Genomic DNA, 20,411 nt, shown 5'->3' on the forward strand with positions numbered 1-20,411 from the left:
GCGGCGCGGTACGGCTCCGACAGGCGCGTCCGGCGTGCTGCCCGGTGGGTTCCCGTCCGGAGTCGGGTGGGGCCTGCGGCAGGGGGTAGCGTCGACAGGTGCGATTCCCGTGGCGTTCCCGAGACAGCGAGCGACTGCCGCGGGACGTGCTCGTGCTGGGGGTCGTCGCCTTCTTCGTGATGCTGGGGTTCGGCGTCGTCGTGCCGGTGCTGCCGACCTACGTGCGCAGCTTCGGCGTCGACTACACGGCGGTCGGCGCGGTCGTCTCGGCGTTCGCGCTGATGCGGCTGGTCGCGAATCCGTTCGTGGGGCCGCTGGTCGACCGGTTCGGCGAGCGGGTCGTGCTCGCTGTCGGCATCGGCATCGTCGCGCTCTCCTCGGCGCTGGTCGGCTTCGCCTCCGACTACCCGCACCTCCTCCTGCTGCGCGGGGCCGGCGGCATCGGCTCCGCGATGTTCTCCGTCGCGGCGATGACGCTCCTCCTGCGCACCGCGAGCCCGGAGCGGCGCGGCCGCTCGATCGGCTTCTACCAGGGCGGCTTCCTGCTCGGCGGCATGGCGGGCCCCGCGGTGGGCGGCGTGCTCACGGCGATCTCACTCACGGCCCCCTTCTTCTTCTACGCCGGCACGCTCGCGATCGCGGGGCTCGTCGGGCTGATCCTGCTGCAGCGGCCGGAGCGCGACGCGGCACCGTCCGCCGCGGCGAAGACGAAGCCCCTGCGCGAGGTCGCCCGTGACCGCCGGTACCAGAGCGCGGTGCTGGCGAACTTCGCCCTCGGCTGGTCGGCGATGGGAGTCCGCGCGACGCTCGTCCCCGTGCTCGTCGTCGAGGGGCTCGGCGGGCAGCCCGCCTGGACCGGCATCGCGTTCGCGATCGCCGCGGTGGTGCAGACGATCGCGCTCGCGCCCGCCGGCCGCTTCGTCGACACGGTCGGCCGGCGCCCGGCGCTGATCGGCGGATTCTCCGTCGCGGCGGTGGCGATGCTGGCGATGCCGTTCGTCTCGGAGCTGTGGCTGCTCGTCGTGCTGCTCTGCGTCTACGGAGCGGCGGCCGCCTTCATGGGCACGGCCCCGGGTGCGCTGGTCGGTGACGCCGCGGGCGAGCGCGGCGGCAAGCCGGTCTCGGTGTTCCAGGCCGCGTCCGACCTGGGCGGCGTGATCGGGCCGCTGCTCGCAGGCGCTCTCGCCGACGCCGCATCGCCGACCGCGGCCTTCGCCTCCGCCTTCGTGCTGCTGGCGGCGAGCGCGCTGCTCGGCCTGCGGATCCCGCGCTCGCGGATCGGCTAGCTGTTCCGCCCGCGGGCGTCGACGGGCCAGACGGCGCCGCCGCCGTCGCGGAGGAGGACGCGGTACTCGTCGGCCAGGTTCACCGCGACGCAGACGTGGTTCGGCGCGATCCGCACCCGCGTCCCCACGGGCAGGTCGACACCGGTGATCGTCGCATGGTGCTCCGAGAGCACCGGGATGCGCGCCTCCGGGTGCTCCGGGAGGCGGCCGAAGCCGCTCGAGGCCGCGCCACGATCGGAGGAGAGCACCTTGCTGCCCGCGTCGGCGATCAGGTGGTCGCCGCGGCGGGACACGATCGTGGCGAGGACGGTGACGGCGATGTCCTCGGGCGTCATCGTGCCGATCTCCCACTGCTGGGCGTCGCCGAGGGCCGAGACCCCCGGGCGCAGCTCCGTGAGCACCGAGGAGTCGGCGAACGCGGCCGAGGGGGTCGAGCCTCCGCTGACCACGCGGGCCTCGACTCCGGACGCCGCGAGCGACGCGACCGACTCGGCGAGCGCGCGCGCCTCGTCGCGGGCGGCCGCCGCTCCGTTGCCGGCCGCGTAGCTGTGGCCGGGGAAGGTGAAGACGCCGGCGACGTCGAGCCCGGCCGAGACGGCGGCCGCGGCGATCGCGCCGGCTTCGGCGGGGAGCACGCCGCTGCGGTGGTGGCCGGAGTCGATCTCGACGACGACCTCGAGCCCCTCGCGCTCGGGCAGGGCCGCGGCCAGGCGCTCGGCCGACTCCGCCGAGTCGACGCCGACCCGCACGCGGGCGCTCGCGAGGACGTGGCGGAGCCGCCCGGCGCGCTCGGCGTCGAGCCAGAGCGGGTAGGCGATGAAGAGGTCGCGGATCCCTCCCGCGGCGAAGACCTCGGCCTCTGAGACGGTCGCGACGGTGAGCCCGACGGCCCCCGCGGCGAGCTGGCGCCGGGCGATCTCGAGCGACTTGTGGGTCTTCGCGTGGGGGCGGAGCGCCAGACCCCGCTCGCGGGCAGCCGCGGCGACGGCGGCGATGTCGCGGTCGAGCACCGCCTCGTCGAGCACCAGCGCCGGAGTGGCGAGAGCGTCGAGCACGGCGGAGCGGGCGGAGGAGTCGGCGGCGGCGGTATCGACGGTCACGCGCCGAGCCTAGGCCGCACCACCGGCCCGCGTCCCGCCGTGAGGGCGGCCTCGGGCCGGTCCGCCGCCGGTCATCGCGCCCCGAGGAAGGGCCCGCGGAGGGATCCCGTCGAGCACGACACCGCGTCGACCTCGGAGGCGACCGCGCCGCTCCGACACCGTCTTCCGGATCGCCCACCTCTCCGCCGGAACGCTCGCGACGACGCTCCTGGGCTTCGGCGTGGTCGGGCTGAGCGCTCTCGTCCACTGACCGTTCATCCTCCGCGGGATGCGGGGAGGACCCCGGCGCTGCCAGGCTGAGCGGATGACTCCGCAGTCCTCCCGCCTCCGGCCCTTCGGCCCGTCCGGCGCCACCGTCACCCGGCTGACCCTCGGCACCTCCTGGCGCCCCGAGCGCGTCGCCGACCTCGACCGGGTGCCTGCCCTCGAGCGCGTCCTCGACTCCGACGCCGCCACCCGCGCCGTCTCCGTCGTCGACACCTCGAACGAGTACGCCGGCGGCCACAGCGAGCGCCTGATCGGCGAGGCCCTGCAGGCCCGCGGCGGCGTCCCCGAGGGGATCACCATGGTCACCAAGCTCGACCGCGACCCGAGCACCGGCAGCTACTCGGCCGAGCGGATGCGCCGCAGCCTCGACGAGAGCCGCGAGCGCCTCGGTATGGACGTCCTCCCCCTGCTCTACCTGCACGACCCGGAGCGCATCTCGTACGACGAGGCCTTCGCCGAGGACGGCCCGGTCCGCGCGCTCGTCGCGATGAAGGAGGCGGGCGTCGCCCTCTCGATCGGGATCTCGGGCGGACCCGCTCCGATGCTGCGCCACTACGTCGACACCGGCCTCTTCGACGCCGTGATCACCCACAACCGCTTCACGCTGGTCGACCGCTCCTCCGAGGAGCTGATCGACGCGTCCGTCGACCGCGGCGTGATCGTCGTCAACGCGGCGGTCTACGGCGGAGGCGCCCTCGCGCGCTGGCCGGAGCCGGTCACCTCCTACGCCTACCGGCCGGCGCCGCGCGAGATCGTCGATGCCGTCGCGGCGATGGGAGCGGCCTGCGACCGGGCGGGCGTGCCGCTCGCCGCCGCCGCGCTGCAGTTCTCGACGCGCGACCCCCGCGTGACGACGACGGTCGTCGGCGCCACCTCCGCCGAGCACTACGACTCCTTCGTGGCCGACGACGCGCTCGAGATCCCCGACGCGCTGTTCGAGGAGCTGGAGTCGCTCGCTCCGCCGAGCACCGTCTGGCAGGACGCGCCCGGGGCGACCTGGCCGCGCTGATCCGGGCATAGCCGGGCTCTCCTCCCGGTTGGAGCACGTGACCCCCTCCGCGAGATGCCGCCGGCGTGCGCCCTCACCGGCGTATCGCCTACCGAAGCGGCGTTCCGCGGAGAAGCACGACAGGAGAGACATGACCGACACCGCCTTGTTCCAGCCGCTGACGCTCCGCTCGAGGACCGCGCGCAACCGCCTCTGGGCGGCACCGATGTGCCAGTACTCGGTGGAGGCGCAGGACGGGGTGCCCACCTCGTGGCACCTCGTGCACCTCGGCGGGCTCGCGCGCGGCGGATCGGGCGTCGTCATCGCGGAGGCCACCGCCGTCGTCCCCGAGGGGCGGATCAGCCCCTGGGACACGGGGCTGTGGAACGACGAGCAGCGCGACGCCTGGGCTCCGATCGTCGATTTCGTGCACGGACAGGGCGCGCTCGCGGGCGTGCAGCTCGCCCACGCGGGCCGGAAGGCGTCGACCTACCGCGAGTGGAGCGGACGCGGATCCGTGCCGCTGGAGGACGGCGGCTGGCCGATCGTCGCTCCCTCGGCCGTCGCGTTCGAGGGCTACGCGGAGCCGCGCGAGCTGGCCGCGGAGGAGCTGCCCGGCCTCGTCGAGGCGTTCCGCGCCTCCGCCCGCCGCGCCGCGGACGCCGGCTTCGACGTGATCGAGCTGCACGCCGCGCACGGGTACCTGCTCCATCAGTTCCTGTCGCCGCTCTCGAACACCCGCGAGGACTCCTACGGCGGCTCGCTCGAGAACCGGGCGCGCCTGCTGCTCGAGGTCGTCCGCGCGGTCCGCGCCGAGATCGGGGAGCTCGTGCTGCTCGTCCGCTTCTCCGCGACCGACTGGGCCGAGGGTGGCTGGACACTGGAGGAGACGATCACCGTCTCGGAGTGGGCGCGCGCCGAGGGCGTGGACCTCTTCGACGTGTCGACCGGCGGACTCGTGCACGCCAGCATCCCGGTGGCGCCGCTCTACCAGGTGCCGTTCGCGCGCGACCTGCGGAAGGCGACCGGTGCGCTGGTCGGCGCCGTGGGACTCATCACCACGGCGGAGCAGGCGGAGGGCGTGGTCGCGAACGGCGACGCCGACGTCGTGCTGCTCGCCCGCGAGCTGCTGCGCGACCCGAACGCTCCGGTGCGGATGGCGCACGAGCTCGGCGCGGACCTGCCGCTGCCCCCGCAGTACACCCGGGCCTGGCGCTGAGCCTTCAACCGCGAGATGCCACCTGTGCGCACGCCTCGCGGCGTGTCATGTGCACAAGTGGCATCTCGCGGAGGGGAGCGGTCGGGCTCCCCGGAGGAGAGCGGTCGGGCTCCCCGGAGGAGAGCGTCAGCTCTCGGAGGGCTCCTCGGGAGCGTCCTCCTCGGGGTTGAAGTGCGAGTCTCCGGAGACCCCCACCGCCAGCCCGTCCTCGGAGTGCGGGATGGTCTCGTCGTCGCCGAGACCGTTCACCTTCTTCTCGCCCTCGGACGAGGTGGCTGCGTCGGTCACGGCTCAGGCCTCGACGTCGCCGCGCCAGGCACCGTCGGGGGTGCCCTGCTTCTCGATGTACTCCTTGAAGTTGTTCAGGTCCTTCTTCACGGCGTGGCTGCCGGCGCCGACGAGCGAGCCGAGCGTCTCGAGGAAGCCCTTCGGCTCCCAGTCGAGCTGCACGGTGACGCGGGTCTCGGTGTCGGAGAGCTTGTGGAAGGTGACGACGCCCGCGTGGTCGGTCTCGCCGCCGGTGCTGTTCCACGCGACGCGCTCGTCGGGGTGCTGCTCGGTGATGTTCGCCTCGAACTCGCGCTCGACGGGGCCGACCTTCACCTTCCAGACGGTGAGGGTGTCGGTGACCTGCTGGATCGACTCGACCTCGTCGAGGAATCGCGGGAACTCCTCGAACTGGGTCCACTGGTTGTAGGCGACGGACACGGGGACGTTGACGTCGACGGTCTCGATGATCTGCGGCACGGTGGTGCTCCTTGCTGTCTCACTCGGTGTGCGGCGTTCCGCTGCTGCGGTCGTCACGCTCGACGTTAGGCGGGAGCCGCCTGGGAGCGCACCGGGTTGCGGACTGCCCCGAACGTGGTAAGCGGAGGCGGTGCTGCGGTGCGCGCGCCGGGACGGCTCCGTCGGGTGCCGAGACGCCGCCGTGCGCGCCGGGACGTCCGCGGGAGGGCGGCGTCCGGACGGCACGGCGGCGTCTCGGGAGCGGCAGGCCGGAGCAGGCCGCGGTCAGCGGTCCTGCGGGTCCCCGCCGAGCTGGCCGATGGCGGGGAGGGGGCCGCCGTCGTCGGCGCCGGTGCGGCGCCAGCGGGCGATGGCGTTGCCCAGGTGGTAGATCACGAGGGCGGCGCCGGCGCCGAGGACGATGCCGCCGAGCTCGAAGCCGCCGGAGGAGAACGAGAAGCCGGCGATCGCGATCACGAGGGAGACCGCGGCGGTGTACTGGTTGACCGGGCGCGAGAAGTCGACGCGGTTGTCGATCCAGATCTTGATGCCGATCACGCCGATCAGGCCGTAGAGCGCGGTGGTGGCGCCGCCCAGGACTCCGGCCGGGATCGAGTTGAAGACGGCGCCGACCTTGGGCGAGAGGCTGAGCAGGATCGCGGTGACGCCGGCGACCCAGTAGGCGGCCGTCGAGTACACGCGGGTGGCCGCCATCACTCCGATGTTCTCGCCGTAGGTCGTGGTGCCGGAGCCGCCGAAGGCGCCGGAGAGGGTGGTCGCCACACCGTCCGCGATCAGGGCCCGGCCGGTGCTGGCGTTGGCGGAGGCGTCGGTCATCGTCGCGACGCCGCGGACGTGTCCGACGTTCTCGGCGATGAGGACGAGCACGACCGGCAGGAACATCGCGATTCCCGACCACGTGGATCCGGAGGCGAAGTCGGGGAAGGTGAACGGCGGCAGGCCGAACCAGTCGGCCGCACCGACCGCGGAGTAGTCGATCTCGTTCCGGAGCAGGGCGACGACGTAGCCGATGACCACGCCGAGGAAGATCGAGACGCGGCCGAGGAAGCCGCGGAGGAACACGCTCGACAGGATGATCGCGGCGAGCGTGATCGTCCCGGTGATCGGTGCCTGCTTGAAGCTGAGGTACGCGGTCGGAGCCAGGTTGAACCCGATCAGGGCCACGATCGCGCCGGCGACGACCGGCGGCATCAGCCTGTCGATCCAGCCGAGGCCGACGACCTGCACGAGGACGCCGACGGCGGCCAGGAGGAGGCCCACGGCGACGACTCCGGCGAGCGCCGACCCCGTCCCTCCGACGGCGGTCGCGGCCGTGACGGGCGCGATGAACGCGAAGCTCGAGCCGAGGTAGCTGGGGAGCCGGTTGCGCGTGATCAAGAGGAACAGCAGCGTCCCGACTCCGGAGAAGAGCAGGGTCGTGGCGACCGGGAACCCGGTGAGCACGGGCACGAGGAACGTCGCTCCGAACATGGCGACGACGTGCTGGATGCCGATGGCGATCGTCGCCGGCCAGGCGAGCCGCTCGCCGGGGGCGACGACGGCGCCGGGCTCGACGGTGCGGCCGTCTCCGTGCAGGGTCCAGATGGGCATGGGGCTCCTCGGCGGGGAAGGGAGGCGGGGGTCGACGTTCACAGTAGCGAGGGGTCTGGCCGTGCCGCGGCACCCGACCTACGATCGGGCCATGGACGGAGCGCGGCGTCTCGGCGAGGAGGAGTTCTCCGCGCACCTCGCCGAGCGGGTCGCGCGGATCCGCGGGTCGTTCGGCGACCTCCCGCTCTGGGCGGTCTCGGGCTGGAGCGGTCCGCGGCTGCTGGCGGAGTGGACGCTGACGGGCGGCCCGCGGGGGCTCTCGTTCCTCGCCGACGACGCGGTCCCGGGCGGGCCGGGGCCCTCCGTCGAGATCCGCACGACCCTCGGCGATCCGCGGCACGACGTCGCGCTGCTCTGCTGCCGGGAGGAGGCGCCCGTCTCGTTCGTGCAGCCGGAGGCGCTGCCCGCTCCCACGCGGATCGCGGAGATCCCGGTCGACGGGGCTCCGGAGCCGTTCGAGGTGTGGGAGGGAGCCGGGGCCGTGCGCGCGGCCGCCTGGGTGCGGGGGCACGTCCTCACGCTGGAGTGCCGCGGAGTCGACCTGGACGCTCTCGCGTTGAACGAGGTGGACGACATCGAGCCGTTCGTGGCCGGCTGGCTGGAGTTCGTCGGCGCCTCGCGGCGTTGAGCGACGACCCGCGCTCCCGCGCTGCTGGGAGAGCGCGGAGTCCCGCCCGGCGCGCCGGTGAAAGATGTGCGCCGATCCCGGACAGGAGGGAGCATGAGGCACATGCCAGCTCCCCTCGCGGGTCCCGACCGGTTCGCCGCGGTCGCCGCCGCGGTCGCCGATCCCGTCCGCCGCTACCTCTGGCGGCGCACCGACTCCGCCACCGCCGACGACGTGCTCGCCGCGACGCTCTCGGCGCTCTGGCGCCGCAGCGCCGACGTGCCCGAGGACGACCCGGTGCCGTGGGCGATCGGCGTCGCCCGGCTCCAGCTGCAGAACGCCCGGCGGATGCAGCGCCGCCAGGTCATGCTCGCCCAGCGGATCGCGGTCGTCGATCCGCCCCAGGTGCAGATCGACGAGGGCGAGGCGTCGGGCGCGGAGGAGACCGTGCGCCTCGTGCTCGCCCGGATGCGCGAGCAGGACGCCGAGCTGCTGCGCCTCTGGGCGTGGGAGGAGCTCGACGTCCGCGGGATCGCCGCGGTCCTCGGAGTCACGGCGAACGCCGTCTCGATCCGCCTCCATCGCGCGCGGCGCCGCTTCGCCGAGCTCTACGACTCCACCGACCCGCACGCGCCCGAAGGGGGACTCCGATGACCGGAACCGACGACGAGGACATCCGCCGCCTCCTCCGCACGGTCGACCCCGCGCGGAGCCTCCCCGCGCTCGACCGCGACGAGCTCGCCGAGCAGATCGCCGCCGCGACGGGTGAGGGCACGCGGACGGAGCACTCCCGCCGCCGCTCCCCCTGGCTGATCGTGGGAGTCGGCGCGCTGAGCGCCGGGGCCGCCGCCTCCCTCCTGCTGCCCTTCGCGCTCGGCGTGGGCGGGGGCAGCACCTCGACGCTGATCCTGCCGAGCACGGGCGGGCCGATGGCCGCGTGCTCGCCGGTGACGGCCGCCGCGCTGGCCCCTGCTCAGCTCGCGTTCCGGGCCGAGGTCCGCTCGATCGACGGGAGCACCGTCACCCTGCACGTACTCGAGCGCTACGCGGGCGAGGTCGGCGACGGCGTCACGGTCACCCAGGGCAGGGAGACGGCGGTGGACGGCGCCCCCATCGTCTTCGAGACCGGGGTCGACTACCTGGTCGCGGCCGACGGCGACACGATCCTGACCTGCGGCCTCAGCGGCGAGAGCTCCCCCGAGCTCGCGGCGCTGTACCAGGAGGCGTTCTCGCGGCAGTAGGCGGAGGCGGGTAGCGGCCCGGGCGGGCGGTGGCAAGGGCCTCCCCGATCGGGGGGAGCGCCGCGCAGGCTGGGGCATGGGCCTCCCGGCCCTCCCCCTCCGGTCGCCCGGCGGCGCCCGCGGGCCCTCGGCGACACCGCCCCGCCCGCCCCGCAGGAGGCCCGCATGCCGGTGTTCCGGCTCCTCGAACCGCTCCACGCCGCCGGTGTCGCGCTCGCCGACCTCGCGAGCGATCGGCTCCGCCTCCACGGCGACGGCTCCGACGTCCGCATCACCGCGGTGACCGTCGCGCACACCGAGGCGGGCCCCGGCGCCCTCTTCGCCGCGCTCCCCGGGAGGAGGAGCCACGGGGCCCGGTTCGCGGCCGACGCGGCGGCGGCAGGAGCGGTCGCCGTGCTCACCGACGCGGGCGGGCTCGACGAGGCCCGCGCCTCCGGACTGCCCGTCCTCCTCAGCGACGACCCCCGCACCGCCCTCGGCCCGGTCGCCGCGCAGGTGTACGGCACGAGGAGCGGACCGATGCTCCTCGGCGTGACCGGCACCAACGGCAAGACCAGCACCGTGCACCTCCTCGACGCGGTGCTCCGGCAGCTGGGCGTCGTCTCGGGGCTGAGCTCCTCCGCCGAGCGCCGCAGCGCCGACCACGTCGTCGCCAGCCGCCTCACCACGCCCGAGGCCTCCGAGCTGCACGCTCTCCTCGCCCGGATGGCGGAGGACGGCGTCGAGGCGGCGGCGATCGAGGTCAGCGCTCAGGCGCTCGTGCGCTCGCGGATGGAGGGGATCGTGCTCGACGTCGCCGGGTTCACCAACCTCAGCCACGACCACCTCGACGACTTCGGCGACCTGGACGAGTACCTCCGCGCCAAGCAGCGCCTGTTCACGCCCGAGCGGAGCCGGCGCGGCGTCGTGGTCGTCGACACCGAGGCGGGGCGCCGGGTCGCCCGCGAGGCCTCCGTCCCGGTCGTGACGCTCTCCGCCGGGGACGGAGCCGACTGGCGGATCGACGTGCTCGAGACCGCGGTCGACCGCACCCGCTTCCGGCTCACCGCCCGCGACGGCTGGTCGACGACCACCTCCGTCCCGCTCCTCGGCCGCCACATGGCCTCGAACGCGGCCCTCGCGCTGGTGATGTTGATCGAGGCGGGCCACGCGCGCGACCGGGTGGCCGCGGCGGTCGGCTCCGGGATCGACGTCACCGTGCCCGGGCGGACGCTGCTCGTGTCCGGCGCCGACGGGCCGCGGGTCTTCCTCGACTTCTCGCACACGCCCGACTCGGTCGCGCGCACCGTCGACGCCCTCCGCGAGGTGACGCCCGGCCGCGTGCTCGTCCTCCTCGGCGCCGACGGCGACCGCGACCCGAGCAAGCGCGCGCCGATGGGCCGGGCCGCCGCCGAGCGCGCCGACCTGGTGATCGTCACCGACCACCACCCGCGCTTCGAGGACCCCGCGCGGATCCGCCGCGCCCTGGTCGACGGCGCCCGCCGCGTCGAGCGCTGCGAGGTGCTCGAGATCGCGGAGCCGGCCGACGCCGTCCGCGCCGCCCTGCACCGGGCCGGCCCGTCCGACTCCGTCCTCTGGGTCGGCCCCGGCGACACCGACTACCGCGTGGTCGGCGCCGACGACCTCCCCTACTCGCCCCGCGCCGACACGGCCCGCGCGCTGGCCGAGGCCGGCTGGAGCGTCGACCTGCTTGACTGACCGGGTGTTCTCGACCCTCCCGGTGCGCCGCGTGCAGGCCCGACCCGAGCACCCCGCCGACCTCGCGCGCTGGCCCGCGACGCTCGCGCCCGTGCGGCAGGTGCTGGCCGAGGGCTGGGATCTCGGTCAGGTGACGGTGATCACCGGCGAGAACGGCTCGGGCAAGTCGACGCTGCTCGAGGCGGTCGCCCTCGCCTACGGGCTGAACGCGGAGGGCGGATCCACGGGTGCGATGCACTCCTCCCGCGCCTCGGAGTCGGACCTGGCCGAGCACCTCCAGCTGGTCCGCGGAGCCGGGGCGTCCAAGCGCGGCTTCTTCCTCCGCGCCGAGACGATGCACGGCTTCTTCAGCTACCTGGAGGAGGTGGGGATCGACGGCGGGTACCACGAGCGGAGCCACGGCGAGTCGTTCCTCGACATCGTGGCGAACCGCTCCCGGATCAGCGGGCTGTGGCTCCTCGACGAGCCGGAGTCGGCCCTCTCGGTGTCGGGCTGCCTCGCCCTGATCGGGCAGCTGCGCGATCTGGTCGCCGGCGGCTCGCAGGTCGTCCTCTCCACGCACTCGCCGATCCTCGCGGCCCTCCCCGGAGCCGACCTCTACGAGCTCGACGAGACGGGCCTGCGCCCCTGCCGCTACGACGACCTCGACCTGGTGCGGACCTGGCGCGGCTTCCTCGACCAGCCGGCCCGCTTCCTGCGCCGGTTGGAGTAGGTCGGAGGGCGCTCGGCCGCGCCGGAACGGGCCGTTCGTGTTCACCACGAAGGGAAGTACGTCGGCAGGCAGTCCCGTTCTCGCGGAACCCGAGCCGCCAGGGCGAAAGTCTCCGCCGGCACGAGCACTGTCAGGCCGCGGAGGCCGCCGCCGGCCGGGCGACTCGGGGCGCCCAGCCCACCGCGATCGCGGCGCCGGCGAGCGCGAGCTGTCCGAGCGGCGGCAGGATCGCCGAGACCAGGGAGCCGTCGCCGCCGGACGTGACGAAGGTGTCGGCGACCGACATCCCGAAGCCGAACCCGGCGAAGAAGCGGAAGACGACGGCGCCGGCGACCAGGGCGAGCATGAGCACCGCGATCCGCCGCGGAGTGAGCGGCGACCTCCGGCCGACCAGGGCGCCGACCGTCACGACGATCGCGGCGGCCGTCCAGAACGCGGCCCACCCGGTGACCCAGATCGCGTGGGAGCCGAACTCGAAGCCGTCGCGCTCGGACATGGTCGCGTAGATCTCCGCCAGGGCCACGCCCGGGACCTTCGCCTGCGGATTCCAGACCAGCAGATCGACGGCGCCCACCACCGTGACGCCCGCCACGAGCGCGAGGCCCGCGAGGGCGACGGGGAGGCGCTGAGCGCGGGTCGCCGTCCGCGGTGCGAGGGCGATGGTCCGCGAGCCGCCGAGGACGATCGCCCCGCAGACGAGTCCGGCGAGGGAGACGGGCAGGCCGACGAGGGCGAGGGGTCCGGGGAGGAGGAAGCCGGCCGCGGTGAGCACCGGGCCGACGACGGCGGCGACCAGGGAGATCCGCGCGAGCACCGTGCGGGCCGACGCCGCAGCGCCGAGGAGGTGGACCGCGCCGAGGACCGCGACCGCGACGGCGGCGACGAGCACCGCGGTCTGCACGGCGCCGACGGCGGCCAGGGCGGTGTCGGAGGCGGCACCCGGCTCGGGGACGATCCCGCCGCCGGTCAGCGCGATGCCGCTGAGCATCAGCGCGGCCGCGGCGAAGAGCGCGAGTCCGCGGCGGGCGAGGCGGCGCGGGAGCGTGCCCCGCGCCTCGCCGGTGTGCGCGGGCAGGTCGCGGTCGACGCTCACCAGCAGGGCGAGCGCTCCGAGGACGACGCCGCGCCGGGGCAGTCCCAGCTCGGCGGCCCCGGCCAGGTCGGCCCGCCACTCCTCGAGGTAGCGCTCGCGGACGAGCGGGGGCAGCAACAGCGACAGGAGCCGCAGGAGCGCGCTCACGCGGTCGCCTCCGCCGCTCGCGGCGCCGTCCGCGCGATCGACCGCATCCGCTCGACGGCGGCCCGGGCTGCAGGGGCGCCCTCCGCGGTCAGCTCGTAGAGCCGGCGACGCGGGCCGCTCCGCTCGCTCGCGGCCTCCCACTCCGAGACCACCCAGCCCGCTCCCTCGAGCCGCTCCAGGATCGGATAGACGCTGCCCGCCGGTCGCCCGGTGGCCTTGATCACGACCATGCCCCAGGTCGGGCCGTCGGCATCGAGGAGGGTCCGGAGGACGTCCGCCGTGGCGGGAGTGAGGCGAGGGAGTGGCTGCACAGAAGCGACGCTACCTATGTAGAGATAGCGGAGTCAATCGGATCGCCTCCGTGCGTACGGGCGATACCACTCCACTCCCCGGCCGCGGTCGGGCCCTCAGTCGTGCGACGACTTCGCCGCCCCCGTCCGAGGAGGACCGGAGTCGGTTCCGGCCCCGCCGCCCTGATCGGCGAGATCGGCGCCCTGATCCTCCGATGACCAGGGCGGGATCAGCTGACGCATCACCCTTCACGGCGGGGTGGTCGCCGAGCAGATCAGCACAGGCGCGTCCGCCTCGGCGATCCCCACGGCGACCCCGCGGCAGCCGCGGACACTGCCGCTACCCGGACCCCGCACGCAGAACGTCGGCCGAGAGCAGCCGCCCTCCACCCTCGGGGGACGGCGGGCACTCTCGGCCGACGGTCTGCGCGCGAGCGCGGGGACTACTTGCGGAACATCCGCGCCGTGGTCTCGAAGAGGCCCTTCACGGGGCGCTGCTGCTCGCCCTGCTGGGCGCCGAGGACGATGATGACGGCGGTCAGCACGGGGATGGCCCACTGGGTGACCTTCTGCACGCGGAGGGCCGTGGTCAGCTCCTGCGAGTTCTGCTCCGACGCCTCGGTCACGCCGGGGGCGCCCTCGTCGGCGTGCTTGGCCTGCGTCGCTCCGGCGACCGCGGCGATCACCGAGGCTGCGCCGGCGAGGCCGGTCACGACGGTCTTGACGACGGTGTTCGTGCGGCTCTCCTGCTGGTTGGCCAGGCGGGTCTTGTTGGCGAGGACGAGTCCGATGCCGCCGACGCCGTGGGCGGCGATCGCGGCGAGCTGCACAGGGGTCCAGCGGGCCCAGCCGTTCGAGGAGAGGCGGAGGCGCTCCGCCGGGTCGGACGAGGTGGACGCGGCGCCGTTCAGGCCGACGGCGCCCATGAGCGAGCCGCCGAACCAGGCGGCGGCTCCGAGGTCGTGGAGACTGCGGACGAGGGTGTTGCGGGAGGGCATGTGGGCCTCTTCTCTGCCGGCGGCGGACGCCGGCGGTGGTCGGCTGGTGCGGACTCCTCCGACGCTACGCGCGCCCTGGAACCGCGCACGGGGCTTGACCTCTCCCCCTCCGACACGCTGCGCTGGAGGTCACCGACCGACCCGGACCGACCGACCCGAGGAGCCCCGCGATGCCCACCGACGACGAGAAGCGGACGACCCGCGACGAGTTCCACGACGCCGTGAACATGACCGCGAAGGAGCTCGAGGAGTGGCTCGGCACCGACGAGTCGAAGGAGGTCGGCCAGAAGCCGGAGAGCGGCGGCGAGTCCGTCGGCCACGAGAGCGGGCGCCGCATCGTCGACCTGCTCGGCACGAAGCAGGCCGACCTGAGCGACGACGACTACGCCCACATGACGAAGGTCGTCGGCTACGTGCACCGGCACGCGAAGCAGCGTCCCTCGGGCGATGTCACCGAGACGAAGTGGCGCTACTCCCTGATGAACTGGGGCAACGACCCGCTGAAGGGCTGACCCGGTCCGAGAGCTGCGCTCAGCACATCCCGAAGAGGTTGCAGAGGGCGCCGCGGTCCTGGATCGACTCCATGCCGCCCGGCTTCTGCACCTTCGGCAGCTCGTAGGAGGCGGCGACCGTCTGCACGCCGGCGGACGAGGCGGCCTGCACGGGAGCGGCGGCAGGAGCAGCGGCGGGAGCGAGGACGGCTCCGAGGGCGAGGGCGGCGGCGGCGAGGATCGGGGCCATGGTCGTTCTCCTGTGATCGAGGGGTGCGATCGGCTCGACCGCTCCATAAGCATGGCGACGCCCCGTCGCACCGCTCCTGTACGAAAGACCAGTCCGCCCTTGTACGGAAGGCCGACGGGGCTCGGGGGAGGCTTCGGTACCCTGGTCCCGTGGTGGGGACGACGCGGTGGACGAACGACGTGCGGACGCTGCCCGGCGGGTGGATCACCCGGTCCCTCCTGCTCGGCTCCTTCACGCTCCTCGTCGTCATCGACCTGATGGGCGGCAGCGTCGACCTCACGTCGGTCCGCGGCTGGATCGAGCTGGCGCTCCCCTACCTGCCGCTCCTGGCGCTGCTCGCCGGCGCGATCCCCGCGGCGGTCTCGCTCTACCTCGTCTACGCCGTCGTCCTGATGCTCGGCGCCCCGCCGCTGCTGCTCGCGGCGCTGATCTTCCCGACCATCGTGGTGGTCGGCTTCGTCACCTTCCTCCTCCCCTGGCGCGCGGGGCTCGTCTTCGTGCTCGGCACCCTCGTCCTCCTGCCCGCGGTGCTGCTCGTCGACCGCGCCATGGGCACGGCCGTCTACGTCCTGGGCGCGTTCGTCCTCTTCGGCGGCACCGCCGGGCTGGGCCTGAACGCCTTCCGGGGCCGCAGCGAGCGGAGCGAGCGCCGGGCCGACCGCATCCAGGAGGAGCAGGCGCGGATCCGCAACGAGGAGCGGACCCGGCTTGCGCACGAGCTGCACGACATCGTCGCGCACGAGGTGACCATCATCGCCATGCAGGCCCGCCGCGCGACCTCGGTCGAGGACCCGGCCAAGACCGAGCGCATCCTCGAGAGCATCGGCGACGCGGCGCAGCAGGCGCTGCAGGATCTGCGGAGCCTCGTGACGCTCCTCCAGGACGAGGACGAGGCAGGCGCTCCCGCCCGCGGCGACTCCGACCTGCTCGGGACCCCGGAGGTCTCGGGCGCCACGACCACCGCTGTCGGCTTCGTCCACGACGTGCGGAACGTCGCCGACGCGATCGAGCGCGCGGGCTTCCGGGTCCGCCTCGACGTGGCGGGCTCCGTGGCGCAGGTGCCCGCGAGCCTCCGCCAGGTGCTGCGGCGCACGGTCCGGGAGCTGGGCACGAACGTGCTCAAGCACGGCGACACCGCCGGTGAGGTGCAGCTCCGGCTCGAGGTGTCGGGGGGCGAGGTGCAGCTGAGCTCCTCCAACGCGATCGCCTCCGCGGCTCCGATCGTCTCCTCGCACCTCGGGATCGAGGCGATGTCGGCCCGCTGCGCCGTCTTCGGCGGGCGGCTGGACGCGGGAGCCCGCGGCGGCCGCTGGACCACGACCATGACCATCCCCCTCGAGGGCCGGGCGTCCGGTGCGCTCGTCGCGGGGGCGACCGACGAAGGACGAGAGCGATGACCCGCGTGCTGCTGGTGGACGACGAATCGATGACCCGCGAGATCCTCCGCGACTACCTCTCGCAGGACCCGGCGATCGAGGTGGTGGGCGAGGCCTCCGACGGGAGGATCGCGGTGCAGCAGGCGGCGACGCTCCAGCCCGACCTGATCCTGATGGACATGCAGATGCCGGTCATGAACGGCGTCGCTGCGACCGAGCGGATCCACGCCGAGCACCCGGGCATCGCGATCCTCGGGCTCAGCACGTTCACCACGGACCGCTACGTCGTCGACCTGCTCCGCGCGGGCGCCTCCGGCTACCTGGTCAAGGACACGAAGCCGCGGGAGATCATCGCGGCGGTGCACGCGGTGCTCGCGGGCGAGTCCGTGCTCTCCGCCGAGGTCACGCGCCACGTGGTGAAGGGGCTCGAGGAGTCGGTGCCGGCGGAGACGGTGCCGGACCCCGATCTGCTCGAGGCGCTCACCGAGAAGGAGCTCGAGGTGATCCGCCTGCTCGCCCGCGGGATGAGCAACCGCGAGATGGCGCAGGAGCTGTTCGTCACCGAGTCGACCGTGAAGGCGCGGTTCGTGAAGGTGATGGAGAAGCTGGGCGTGCGCGACCGGGTGCAGATCCTGGTCTCGGCGATCGAGCACGGGCTCGTCGACCTGGGGACGCGTCCCGGCCGGAGCTGATCGAGCCCGCCGGATTCAGCCCCAGCCGACCACGTCGGCGACGGGCCGCACGAGCCCCGCGACCGCCCGCTCGAGCGCACTCTCGTCGACCGCGGCGAGCGCCGGCTCCGGATCGAGCACCAGGGCGCCGCCCCAGCCCATCACCTCGTACTCCACCAGGGTGCGCGCGAGCGTCTCGGGCGACCGCCAGGCGCGGAGGAGGTTCGCCCGCGCGAACGCGTGCGCGGCGCGTGCTCCCTCCCCGTGCGCGGCGCGGCCGTCGAGGACGGTGCGCAGCACGGTCTCGAGGGTCGGGATGCCCTGGCCGGCCGGGGAGACGACCTGCCAGGTGAGGGAGGGGCGGCTCGAGCGCAGGCCCCGCGCGACCTGGGCGACCGCATCGCCGCCGGCGGAGCGCAGTGCGGCGGGGACGAGCGGTTCGGCCCCCGCGGTGAGGCGGCACAGCGCCAGGAACGTCGCGGCGTGGCCGACCTCGCCGGACGGGTCCGCGCCGGTGACGATCGTGCTCTCGTAGCCCTGCTCGCGGGACTGGTGCAGAGCGCTCGGCAGCGGAGCCGCGGCGGGCACGGAGACGGGCCGGGACGTCTCGCAGACGGCGCGTTCGGGCCCGACCACGGCGAGCACCGGATCCCCGGCTCCCTGGGCGCGCTCGAGCGTCAGGGCGGTCCAGGCCGCGGCGCCCTCCGGAGGGAGCACCGCGGTGAGGCTCTGCGCCCCGGCCGTCGCCGTCCACGCGAGCGAGACCGCTCCGGGGGGAACGGCCGAGCGGAGGCGGGCAGCGCGGTCGGGCCCGTCGTCTCCGGCCGGGTCGCGCCAGCCGAGGGCGACGACGGCGAAGCGGGAGCGCTCGTCGACGACGGCGAGCGGGGGTGCGGCGGTCATGGGCTCCTCCTTCCTGGAGGGGTGGAGGCGGCGGGAACGCCCAGTGCGGCGAAGGGCTGCTCGGCCAGGCGGGCCGCGGCGTCCGCGAGCAGCGGGCGCGGCGGCCGCGCGGCGAGGGAGTCGACGAGCTCGCCCGCGAAGCCGGGCGCACCGCGCAGCAGGGCATCCCGGGCGACGGTGCGGGCCAGACGCTCGTCGTCGTGCACCAGCCGCTCCGCACGCAACACCGCGCGATGCCGGGCGTGCTCGAGGGCGGAGTCGTCGCTCACCGCGAGGGCGCGGAGGCGGTGCCACGGATCGACGGGCACGGCGGTGTCGTCGACCAGCACGAAGAGGTCGTCGGCGACGGTGTCGCCCGGGCCGAAGAGTCCGGCGCTCGCGTCGAGTCCGGCCTGCGCAGCGAGCGCCTCGGCGGCGATCAGGTCGCCGAGCAGCTCGTCGGAGACGCGGGTCGACGGCGCGGCGGCGGTCGCGGCGAGCCGGCGGGCGGCGGGCTCGGCGCGGTACTCGGGGCGGGCCGTCCCAGGTGGGACGGCGACCGGTCCTGCCGCGCGATCGGGCGCCTCCGCGAGGGCCGCGACCAGGCGGTCCAGGAGCCGGGCGGGGTCGTCGGCCGTGACGCCGACCAGCACGGAGCCGGCCGGGCTGTAGTGGCGCCGGTGCAGCGCGCGCAGGACGGGCTCGGTCGCGCGGCCCTCGAGGTCGAGGTCGCCGCTGCCGTCGTGCGCGTTGGGGGCGTCGGCCCAGTAGCGGGCGGTCAGGTGCGGCCACGGCAGCACGCCGCCCGGAGCGGGGGCGAGGCGCGCGGCCCGCTCAGAGGCGACCGCGCGGATCTGCTCCGCGATCTGCTCCGGCAGGAAGGCGGGGCGGAAGACCTGCTCGACGAGCCGCTCCGCGATCACGGCGGCCGACCCGGGAGAGCCCGTCTCGAAGAACTCGGAGTAGTCGAGGTGGGTGTGACCGCCGAGGACGCCGCCGCTCTCGGCGACGCGGGTCTGCCGGACGAGACCGGCGACCCCCTCGCTGTCCTGGTAGACGAGGTGCTCGATCAGGTGCAGCATCCCCTCCTCGCCGTCGCGCTCGTGGCGCATACCGGCGGGCACGGCGAGGGCGACCGAGTCGTTGCGGACCTCCGGCCGGTGCACGACGAGCGCGCGGGCGCCGGAGGGCAGGGCGGCGGACAGGGTCGGGACGTCGCGGGCGCTCATTCCGCCCGCTCCCCCAGCTGTGCGGCGGACAGGCGCAGCAGCAGCCGCGCCTGATCGCTGCTGGCGCCCCCGGAGCGGTGCCAGTCGACGGCGTGCTGGGCCAGCCGGAACGAGGTGCCGACGCGCAGCAGCTCGGCGTCGTGGTCCTCCTCGAGCGAGAGTCCGCGGCGGAGCGCGTCGAGGGCCGGGCGGAGCGCGGGGTGGAAGGCGTGCAGCTCTGCGAGCTCCCCGAGCACCCAGGCGGCGTCCCAGACCGGGTCGGCGAGCCCGACGTCCTCGCCCGTGAGCAGAGCGACGCGGGTCCCGTCGACGACGAGGTGGGCGAGGCCGGGGTGGCCGTGGACCACGACCGCGGCCGGCGAGGCGACGACCGCCTCCGCCCAGTCGGCGAGCTCGAGGAGACCGCCGGCGCCGAGCTCCTCGGCGGCGGGCGCCCAGCCACCGGCGAGCCAGCCGCGGGCGCGCTGCAGCGGACGCGGAGGGAGCGGCTCCCCGGCGGGCCGGGCGCCGTGGAGCGCGTCCAGCGCGCCCTTCCACTCGCGGCCGACGGAGACGAGCGCCTCCTCCGACAGCTCGTGGAGGAGCGCGGGCAGCAGGGCGCGGGCGGTGGTGCGGTAGCGGCGGATCGACGGGTCGGCGCCTCCCGGCACGATCCGGGGATCGGGCGCTGCGAGGCGGACGGGCACCGGCGAGAACGGCAGCGGCGCCTGCTCTCCGAGGCGGCGGGTCCAGACGGTGGTCCCGTCGGGTCCTTCCGAGAGCTCGGTGACGAGCAGCCCGGTGACGAGGGCCCGCGGAGGGGCGGTGGTGCTCACGCCGACCTCGCCTGCTCCGCGGCCGCCGGTGCCGTGCGCAGCGACTCCAGGTGGCGCAGCACCGCGGGGAACGCGGGCGGCACCCAGGCGAGCGCCGTGTCGCTGGACTCGCTCGGCCCGGGCACGGGGTCGATGACGGTGAAGTTGGCCGGCTCGCGCAGCAGCGCGAGGGTGGACTCGACGACCGGGTTGCCGAGCGCCCGCGGCGGCAGCGACGGAGCGATGCACACCGGCGCCTCCGTCGTGAGGGCCGCGAGCAGCGACGGGGAGTCGGTGATGCCGTGCGCGAGGCGCGAGGCGTAGTCGAGGGTGGCCGGGTAGATCAGGATGAGGTCGGCCCATTCGGCGAGGTCGACGTGGGCGACGACGATCTCGTCGTCCCAGCGGTCGTCCTGGATCCGGCCGCGCAGTCGCGACTCCAGGTTGTGCCGGGTGGTGAAGCGGTAGGCCGAGTCGCGGACGAGCACGCGGAACTCGGTCGCCGGAGCGGCGGCGCGCGCCCACTGGATCCAGTAGGGCATGACCTGGGTCATGGCGGAGCCGGTCAGGACGAGGGCCACCCGGGAGTAGCCGAAGCGGCCGAGCGAGAGGTCGGAGAGTGCGGCGCTCTGCGCACCGGGCGGGGTGGTCATGGCGGTCTCCTCAGAGGGCGGCGGGCGGGAGGGCGGATCGGGTCGCGGCCGGCGGTGAGGACGGCGGCGGACGGGCGGACCG

General features: G+C 74.7%; 23 protein-coding genes. 11 read left to right on the top strand and 12 right to left on the bottom strand.

The genetic code is table 11. The annotated features are described in order from the left end of the window. Positions 1 to 98: 98 nt before the first annotated feature. Entirely contained in the window at positions 99 to 1,286 is a 1,188-nt protein-coding gene (locus tag C5C63_RS12015; protein ID WP_258065450.1) for an MFS transporter, read from the top strand. On the opposite strand, the gene C5C63_RS12020 is transcribed toward C5C63_RS12015, so the two are convergent. Continuing rightward, positions 1,283 to 2,386: an alanine racemase gene (locus tag C5C63_RS12020; RefSeq protein WP_258061247.1), complete on the bottom strand. Its 1,104-nt coding sequence runs from the start codon at positions 2,384 to 2,386 to the stop codon at positions 1,283 to 1,285. The genes C5C63_RS12015 and C5C63_RS12020 overlap by 4 nt on opposite strands. 304 nt (positions 2,387 to 2,690) lie before the next feature. On the opposite strand from C5C63_RS12020, the gene C5C63_RS12025 reads away from it, so the two are divergent. Both C5C63_RS12025 and C5C63_RS12030 read left to right on the top strand, forming a co-directional pair. After that, a complete protein-coding gene (locus C5C63_RS12025; protein WP_181110613.1) occupies positions 2,691 to 3,662 on the top strand; it encodes an aldo/keto reductase in 972 nt (323 codons plus the stop codon). A 130-nt stretch (positions 3,663 to 3,792) separates the two neighbouring features. Beyond that, positions 3,793 to 4,860, top strand: a complete 1,068-nt coding sequence (locus tag C5C63_RS12030; protein ID WP_104326116.1) for an NADH:flavin oxidoreductase/NADH oxidase — start codon at positions 3,793 to 3,795, stop codon at positions 4,858 to 4,860. A gap of 126 nt (positions 4,861 to 4,986) precedes the next feature. Here C5C63_RS12030 and C5C63_RS17095 read toward each other — a convergent pair whose 3' ends face one another. From C5C63_RS17095 to C5C63_RS12040, 3 genes are all read right to left on the bottom strand, one after another. After that, complete coding sequence (locus C5C63_RS17095; protein ID WP_181068302.1) at positions 4,987 to 5,148, bottom strand: hypothetical protein; 162 nt, start codon at positions 5,146 to 5,148, stop codon at positions 4,987 to 4,989. A gap of 3 nt (positions 5,149 to 5,151) precedes the next feature. Next, a complete protein-coding gene (locus C5C63_RS12035; protein WP_104224157.1) occupies positions 5,152 to 5,607 on the bottom strand; it encodes an SRPBCC family protein in 456 nt (151 codons plus the stop codon). Between the two features lie 264 nt (positions 5,608 to 5,871). Beyond that, the gene (locus C5C63_RS12040) at positions 5,872 to 7,197 is read right to left on the bottom strand and encodes a uracil-xanthine permease family protein (protein WP_104225956.1); all 1,326 of its coding nucleotides are present in this window, start codon (positions 7,195 to 7,197) and stop codon (positions 5,872 to 5,874) included. Between the two features lie 91 nt (positions 7,198 to 7,288). On the opposite strand from C5C63_RS12040, the gene C5C63_RS12045 reads away from it, so the two are divergent. The 5 genes from C5C63_RS12045 (at position 7,289) to C5C63_RS12065 (ending at position 11,455) form a co-directional block, all read left to right on the top strand. Beyond that, positions 7,289 to 7,825 (top strand): hypothetical protein, encoded by a 537-nt coding sequence (locus tag C5C63_RS12045; RefSeq protein ID WP_104237811.1) that lies wholly within the window; start codon positions 7,289 to 7,291, stop codon positions 7,823 to 7,825. Between the two features lie 102 nt (positions 7,826 to 7,927). After that, entirely contained in the window at positions 7,928 to 8,458 is a 531-nt protein-coding gene (locus C5C63_RS12050) for an RNA polymerase sigma factor (protein WP_181027124.1), read from the top strand. Further along, positions 8,455 to 9,045: a hypothetical protein gene (locus C5C63_RS12055; protein ID WP_104326117.1), complete on the top strand. Its 591-nt coding sequence runs from the start codon at positions 8,455 to 8,457 to the stop codon at positions 9,043 to 9,045. The genes C5C63_RS12050 and C5C63_RS12055 overlap by 4 nt, the downstream gene beginning before the upstream one ends. A gap of 165 nt (positions 9,046 to 9,210) precedes the next feature. After that, positions 9,211 to 10,743 (top strand): Mur ligase family protein, encoded by a 1,533-nt coding sequence (locus C5C63_RS12060; RefSeq protein WP_104326118.1) that lies wholly within the window; start codon positions 9,211 to 9,213, stop codon positions 10,741 to 10,743. Positions 10,744 to 10,747: 4 nt separating this feature from the next. Next, complete coding sequence (locus tag C5C63_RS12065) at positions 10,748 to 11,455, top strand: AAA family ATPase (RefSeq protein WP_104268547.1); 708 nt, start codon at positions 10,748 to 10,750, stop codon at positions 11,453 to 11,455. 130 nt (positions 11,456 to 11,585) lie between these two features. Here the strand turns inward: C5C63_RS12065 and C5C63_RS12070 are convergent, their stop codons facing one another. From C5C63_RS12070 to C5C63_RS12080, 3 genes are all read right to left on the bottom strand, one after another. Further along, positions 11,586 to 12,695 carry a hypothetical protein gene (locus C5C63_RS12070; protein ID WP_104326119.1) on the bottom strand — a complete coding sequence of 370 codons (1,110 nt, stop codon included), beginning with the start codon at positions 12,693 to 12,695 and terminating at the stop codon, positions 11,586 to 11,588. Then, entirely contained in the window at positions 12,692 to 13,006 is a 315-nt protein-coding gene (locus tag C5C63_RS12075) for a PadR family transcriptional regulator (protein ID WP_104326120.1), read from the bottom strand. The genes C5C63_RS12070 and C5C63_RS12075 overlap by 4 nt, the downstream gene beginning before the upstream one ends. A gap of 422 nt (positions 13,007 to 13,428) precedes the next feature. Continuing rightward, entirely contained in the window at positions 13,429 to 13,983 is a 555-nt protein-coding gene (locus tag C5C63_RS12080) for a hypothetical protein (RefSeq protein ID WP_104225093.1), read from the bottom strand. A 170-nt stretch (positions 13,984 to 14,153) separates the two neighbouring features. On the opposite strand from C5C63_RS12080, the gene C5C63_RS12085 reads away from it, so the two are divergent. Further along, positions 14,154 to 14,495, top strand: coding sequence for a DUF3140 domain-containing protein (locus C5C63_RS12085; RefSeq protein ID WP_104295849.1), 342 nt, complete (start codon positions 14,154 to 14,156; stop codon positions 14,493 to 14,495). Between the two features lie 19 nt (positions 14,496 to 14,514). Here C5C63_RS12085 and C5C63_RS12090 read toward each other — a convergent pair whose 3' ends face one another. Further along, a complete protein-coding gene (locus C5C63_RS12090) occupies positions 14,515 to 14,724 on the bottom strand; it encodes a hypothetical protein (protein ID WP_104225965.1) in 210 nt (69 codons plus the stop codon). Positions 14,725 to 14,873: 149 nt separating this feature from the next. Here C5C63_RS12090 and C5C63_RS12095 point away from each other — a divergent pair, with 149 nt between their 5' ends. Together C5C63_RS12095 and C5C63_RS12100 are read left to right on the top strand one after the other, a co-directional pair. Next, positions 14,874 to 16,121: a sensor histidine kinase gene (locus C5C63_RS12095; RefSeq protein ID WP_258059356.1), complete on the top strand. Its 1,248-nt coding sequence runs from the start codon at positions 14,874 to 14,876 to the stop codon at positions 16,119 to 16,121. Continuing rightward, positions 16,118 to 16,792, top strand: coding sequence for a response regulator transcription factor (locus tag C5C63_RS12100; protein WP_104225096.1), 675 nt, complete (start codon positions 16,118 to 16,120; stop codon positions 16,790 to 16,792). The genes C5C63_RS12095 and C5C63_RS12100 overlap by 4 nt, the downstream gene beginning before the upstream one ends. Before the next feature lie 15 nt (positions 16,793 to 16,807). Here the strand turns inward: C5C63_RS12100 and C5C63_RS12105 are convergent, their stop codons facing one another. From C5C63_RS12105 to C5C63_RS12120, 4 genes are read right to left on the bottom strand one after another with little or no spacing between them, the layout of a single operon-like run. Continuing rightward, positions 16,808 to 17,674: a hypothetical protein gene (locus tag C5C63_RS12105; RefSeq protein WP_104225097.1), complete on the bottom strand. Its 867-nt coding sequence runs from the start codon at positions 17,672 to 17,674 to the stop codon at positions 16,808 to 16,810. Next, positions 17,671 to 18,882: a pitrilysin family protein gene (locus tag C5C63_RS12110; protein WP_104246981.1), complete on the bottom strand. Its 1,212-nt coding sequence runs from the start codon at positions 18,880 to 18,882 to the stop codon at positions 17,671 to 17,673. Before C5C63_RS12110 ends, C5C63_RS12105 begins: the two co-directional genes overlap by 4 nt. Next, positions 18,879 to 19,697, bottom strand: a complete 819-nt coding sequence (locus C5C63_RS12115) for a hypothetical protein (RefSeq protein ID WP_104326121.1) — start codon at positions 19,695 to 19,697, stop codon at positions 18,879 to 18,881. The genes C5C63_RS12110 and C5C63_RS12115 overlap by 4 nt, the downstream gene beginning before the upstream one ends. After that, on the bottom strand, positions 19,694 to 20,329 hold the full coding sequence (locus tag C5C63_RS12120) for a flavoprotein (RefSeq protein WP_104326122.1): 636 nt from the start codon (positions 20,327 to 20,329) through the stop codon (positions 19,694 to 19,696). The genes C5C63_RS12115 and C5C63_RS12120 overlap by 4 nt, the downstream gene beginning before the upstream one ends. Positions 20,330 to 20,411: the final 82 nt, after the last annotated feature.

The organism is Rathayibacter sp. AY1B8 (genome assembly GCF_002932775.1).
In the GTDB taxonomy this organism is placed as follows: Bacteria; Actinomycetota; Actinomycetes; order Actinomycetales; family Microbacteriaceae; genus Rathayibacter.

Coding starts and splice junctions, on each gene's coding strand:
- C5C63_RS12090 (WP_104225965.1), bottom strand. CDS start 14,724: ATGGCCCCGATCCTCGCCGCCGCCGCCCTCGCCCTCGGAGCCGTCCTC.
- C5C63_RS12040 (WP_104225956.1), bottom strand. CDS start 7,197: ATGCCCATCTGGACCCTGCACGGAGACGGCCGCACCGTCGAGCCCGGC.
- C5C63_RS12085 (WP_104295849.1), top strand. CDS start 14,154: ATGCCCACCGACGACGAGAAGCGGACGACCCGCGACGAGTTCCACGAC.
- C5C63_RS12055 (WP_104326117.1), top strand. CDS start 8,455: ATGACCGGAACCGACGACGAGGACATCCGCCGCCTCCTCCGCACGGTC.
- C5C63_RS12030 (WP_104326116.1), top strand. CDS start 3,793: ATGACCGACACCGCCTTGTTCCAGCCGCTGACGCTCCGCTCGAGGACC.
- C5C63_RS12045 (WP_104237811.1), top strand. CDS start 7,289: ATGGACGGAGCGCGGCGTCTCGGCGAGGAGGAGTTCTCCGCGCACCTC.
- C5C63_RS12120 (WP_104326122.1), bottom strand. CDS start 20,329: ATGACCACCCCGCCCGGTGCGCAGAGCGCCGCACTCTCCGACCTCTCG.
- C5C63_RS12105 (WP_104225097.1), bottom strand. CDS start 17,674: ATGACCGCCGCACCCCCGCTCGCCGTCGTCGACGAGCGCTCCCGCTTC.
- C5C63_RS12100 (WP_104225096.1), top strand. CDS start 16,118: ATGACCCGCGTGCTGCTGGTGGACGACGAATCGATGACCCGCGAGATC.
- C5C63_RS12080 (WP_104225093.1), bottom strand. CDS start 13,983: ATGCCCTCCCGCAACACCCTCGTCCGCAGTCTCCACGACCTCGGAGCC.
- C5C63_RS12110 (WP_104246981.1), bottom strand. CDS start 18,882: ATGAGCGCCCGCGACGTCCCGACCCTGTCCGCCGCCCTGCCCTCCGGC.
- C5C63_RS12025 (WP_181110613.1), top strand. CDS start 2,691: ATGACTCCGCAGTCCTCCCGCCTCCGGCCCTTCGGCCCGTCCGGCGCC.
- C5C63_RS12050 (WP_181027124.1), top strand. CDS start 7,928: ATGCCAGCTCCCCTCGCGGGTCCCGACCGGTTCGCCGCGGTCGCCGCC.
- C5C63_RS12060 (WP_104326118.1), top strand. CDS start 9,211: ATGCCGGTGTTCCGGCTCCTCGAACCGCTCCACGCCGCCGGTGTCGCG.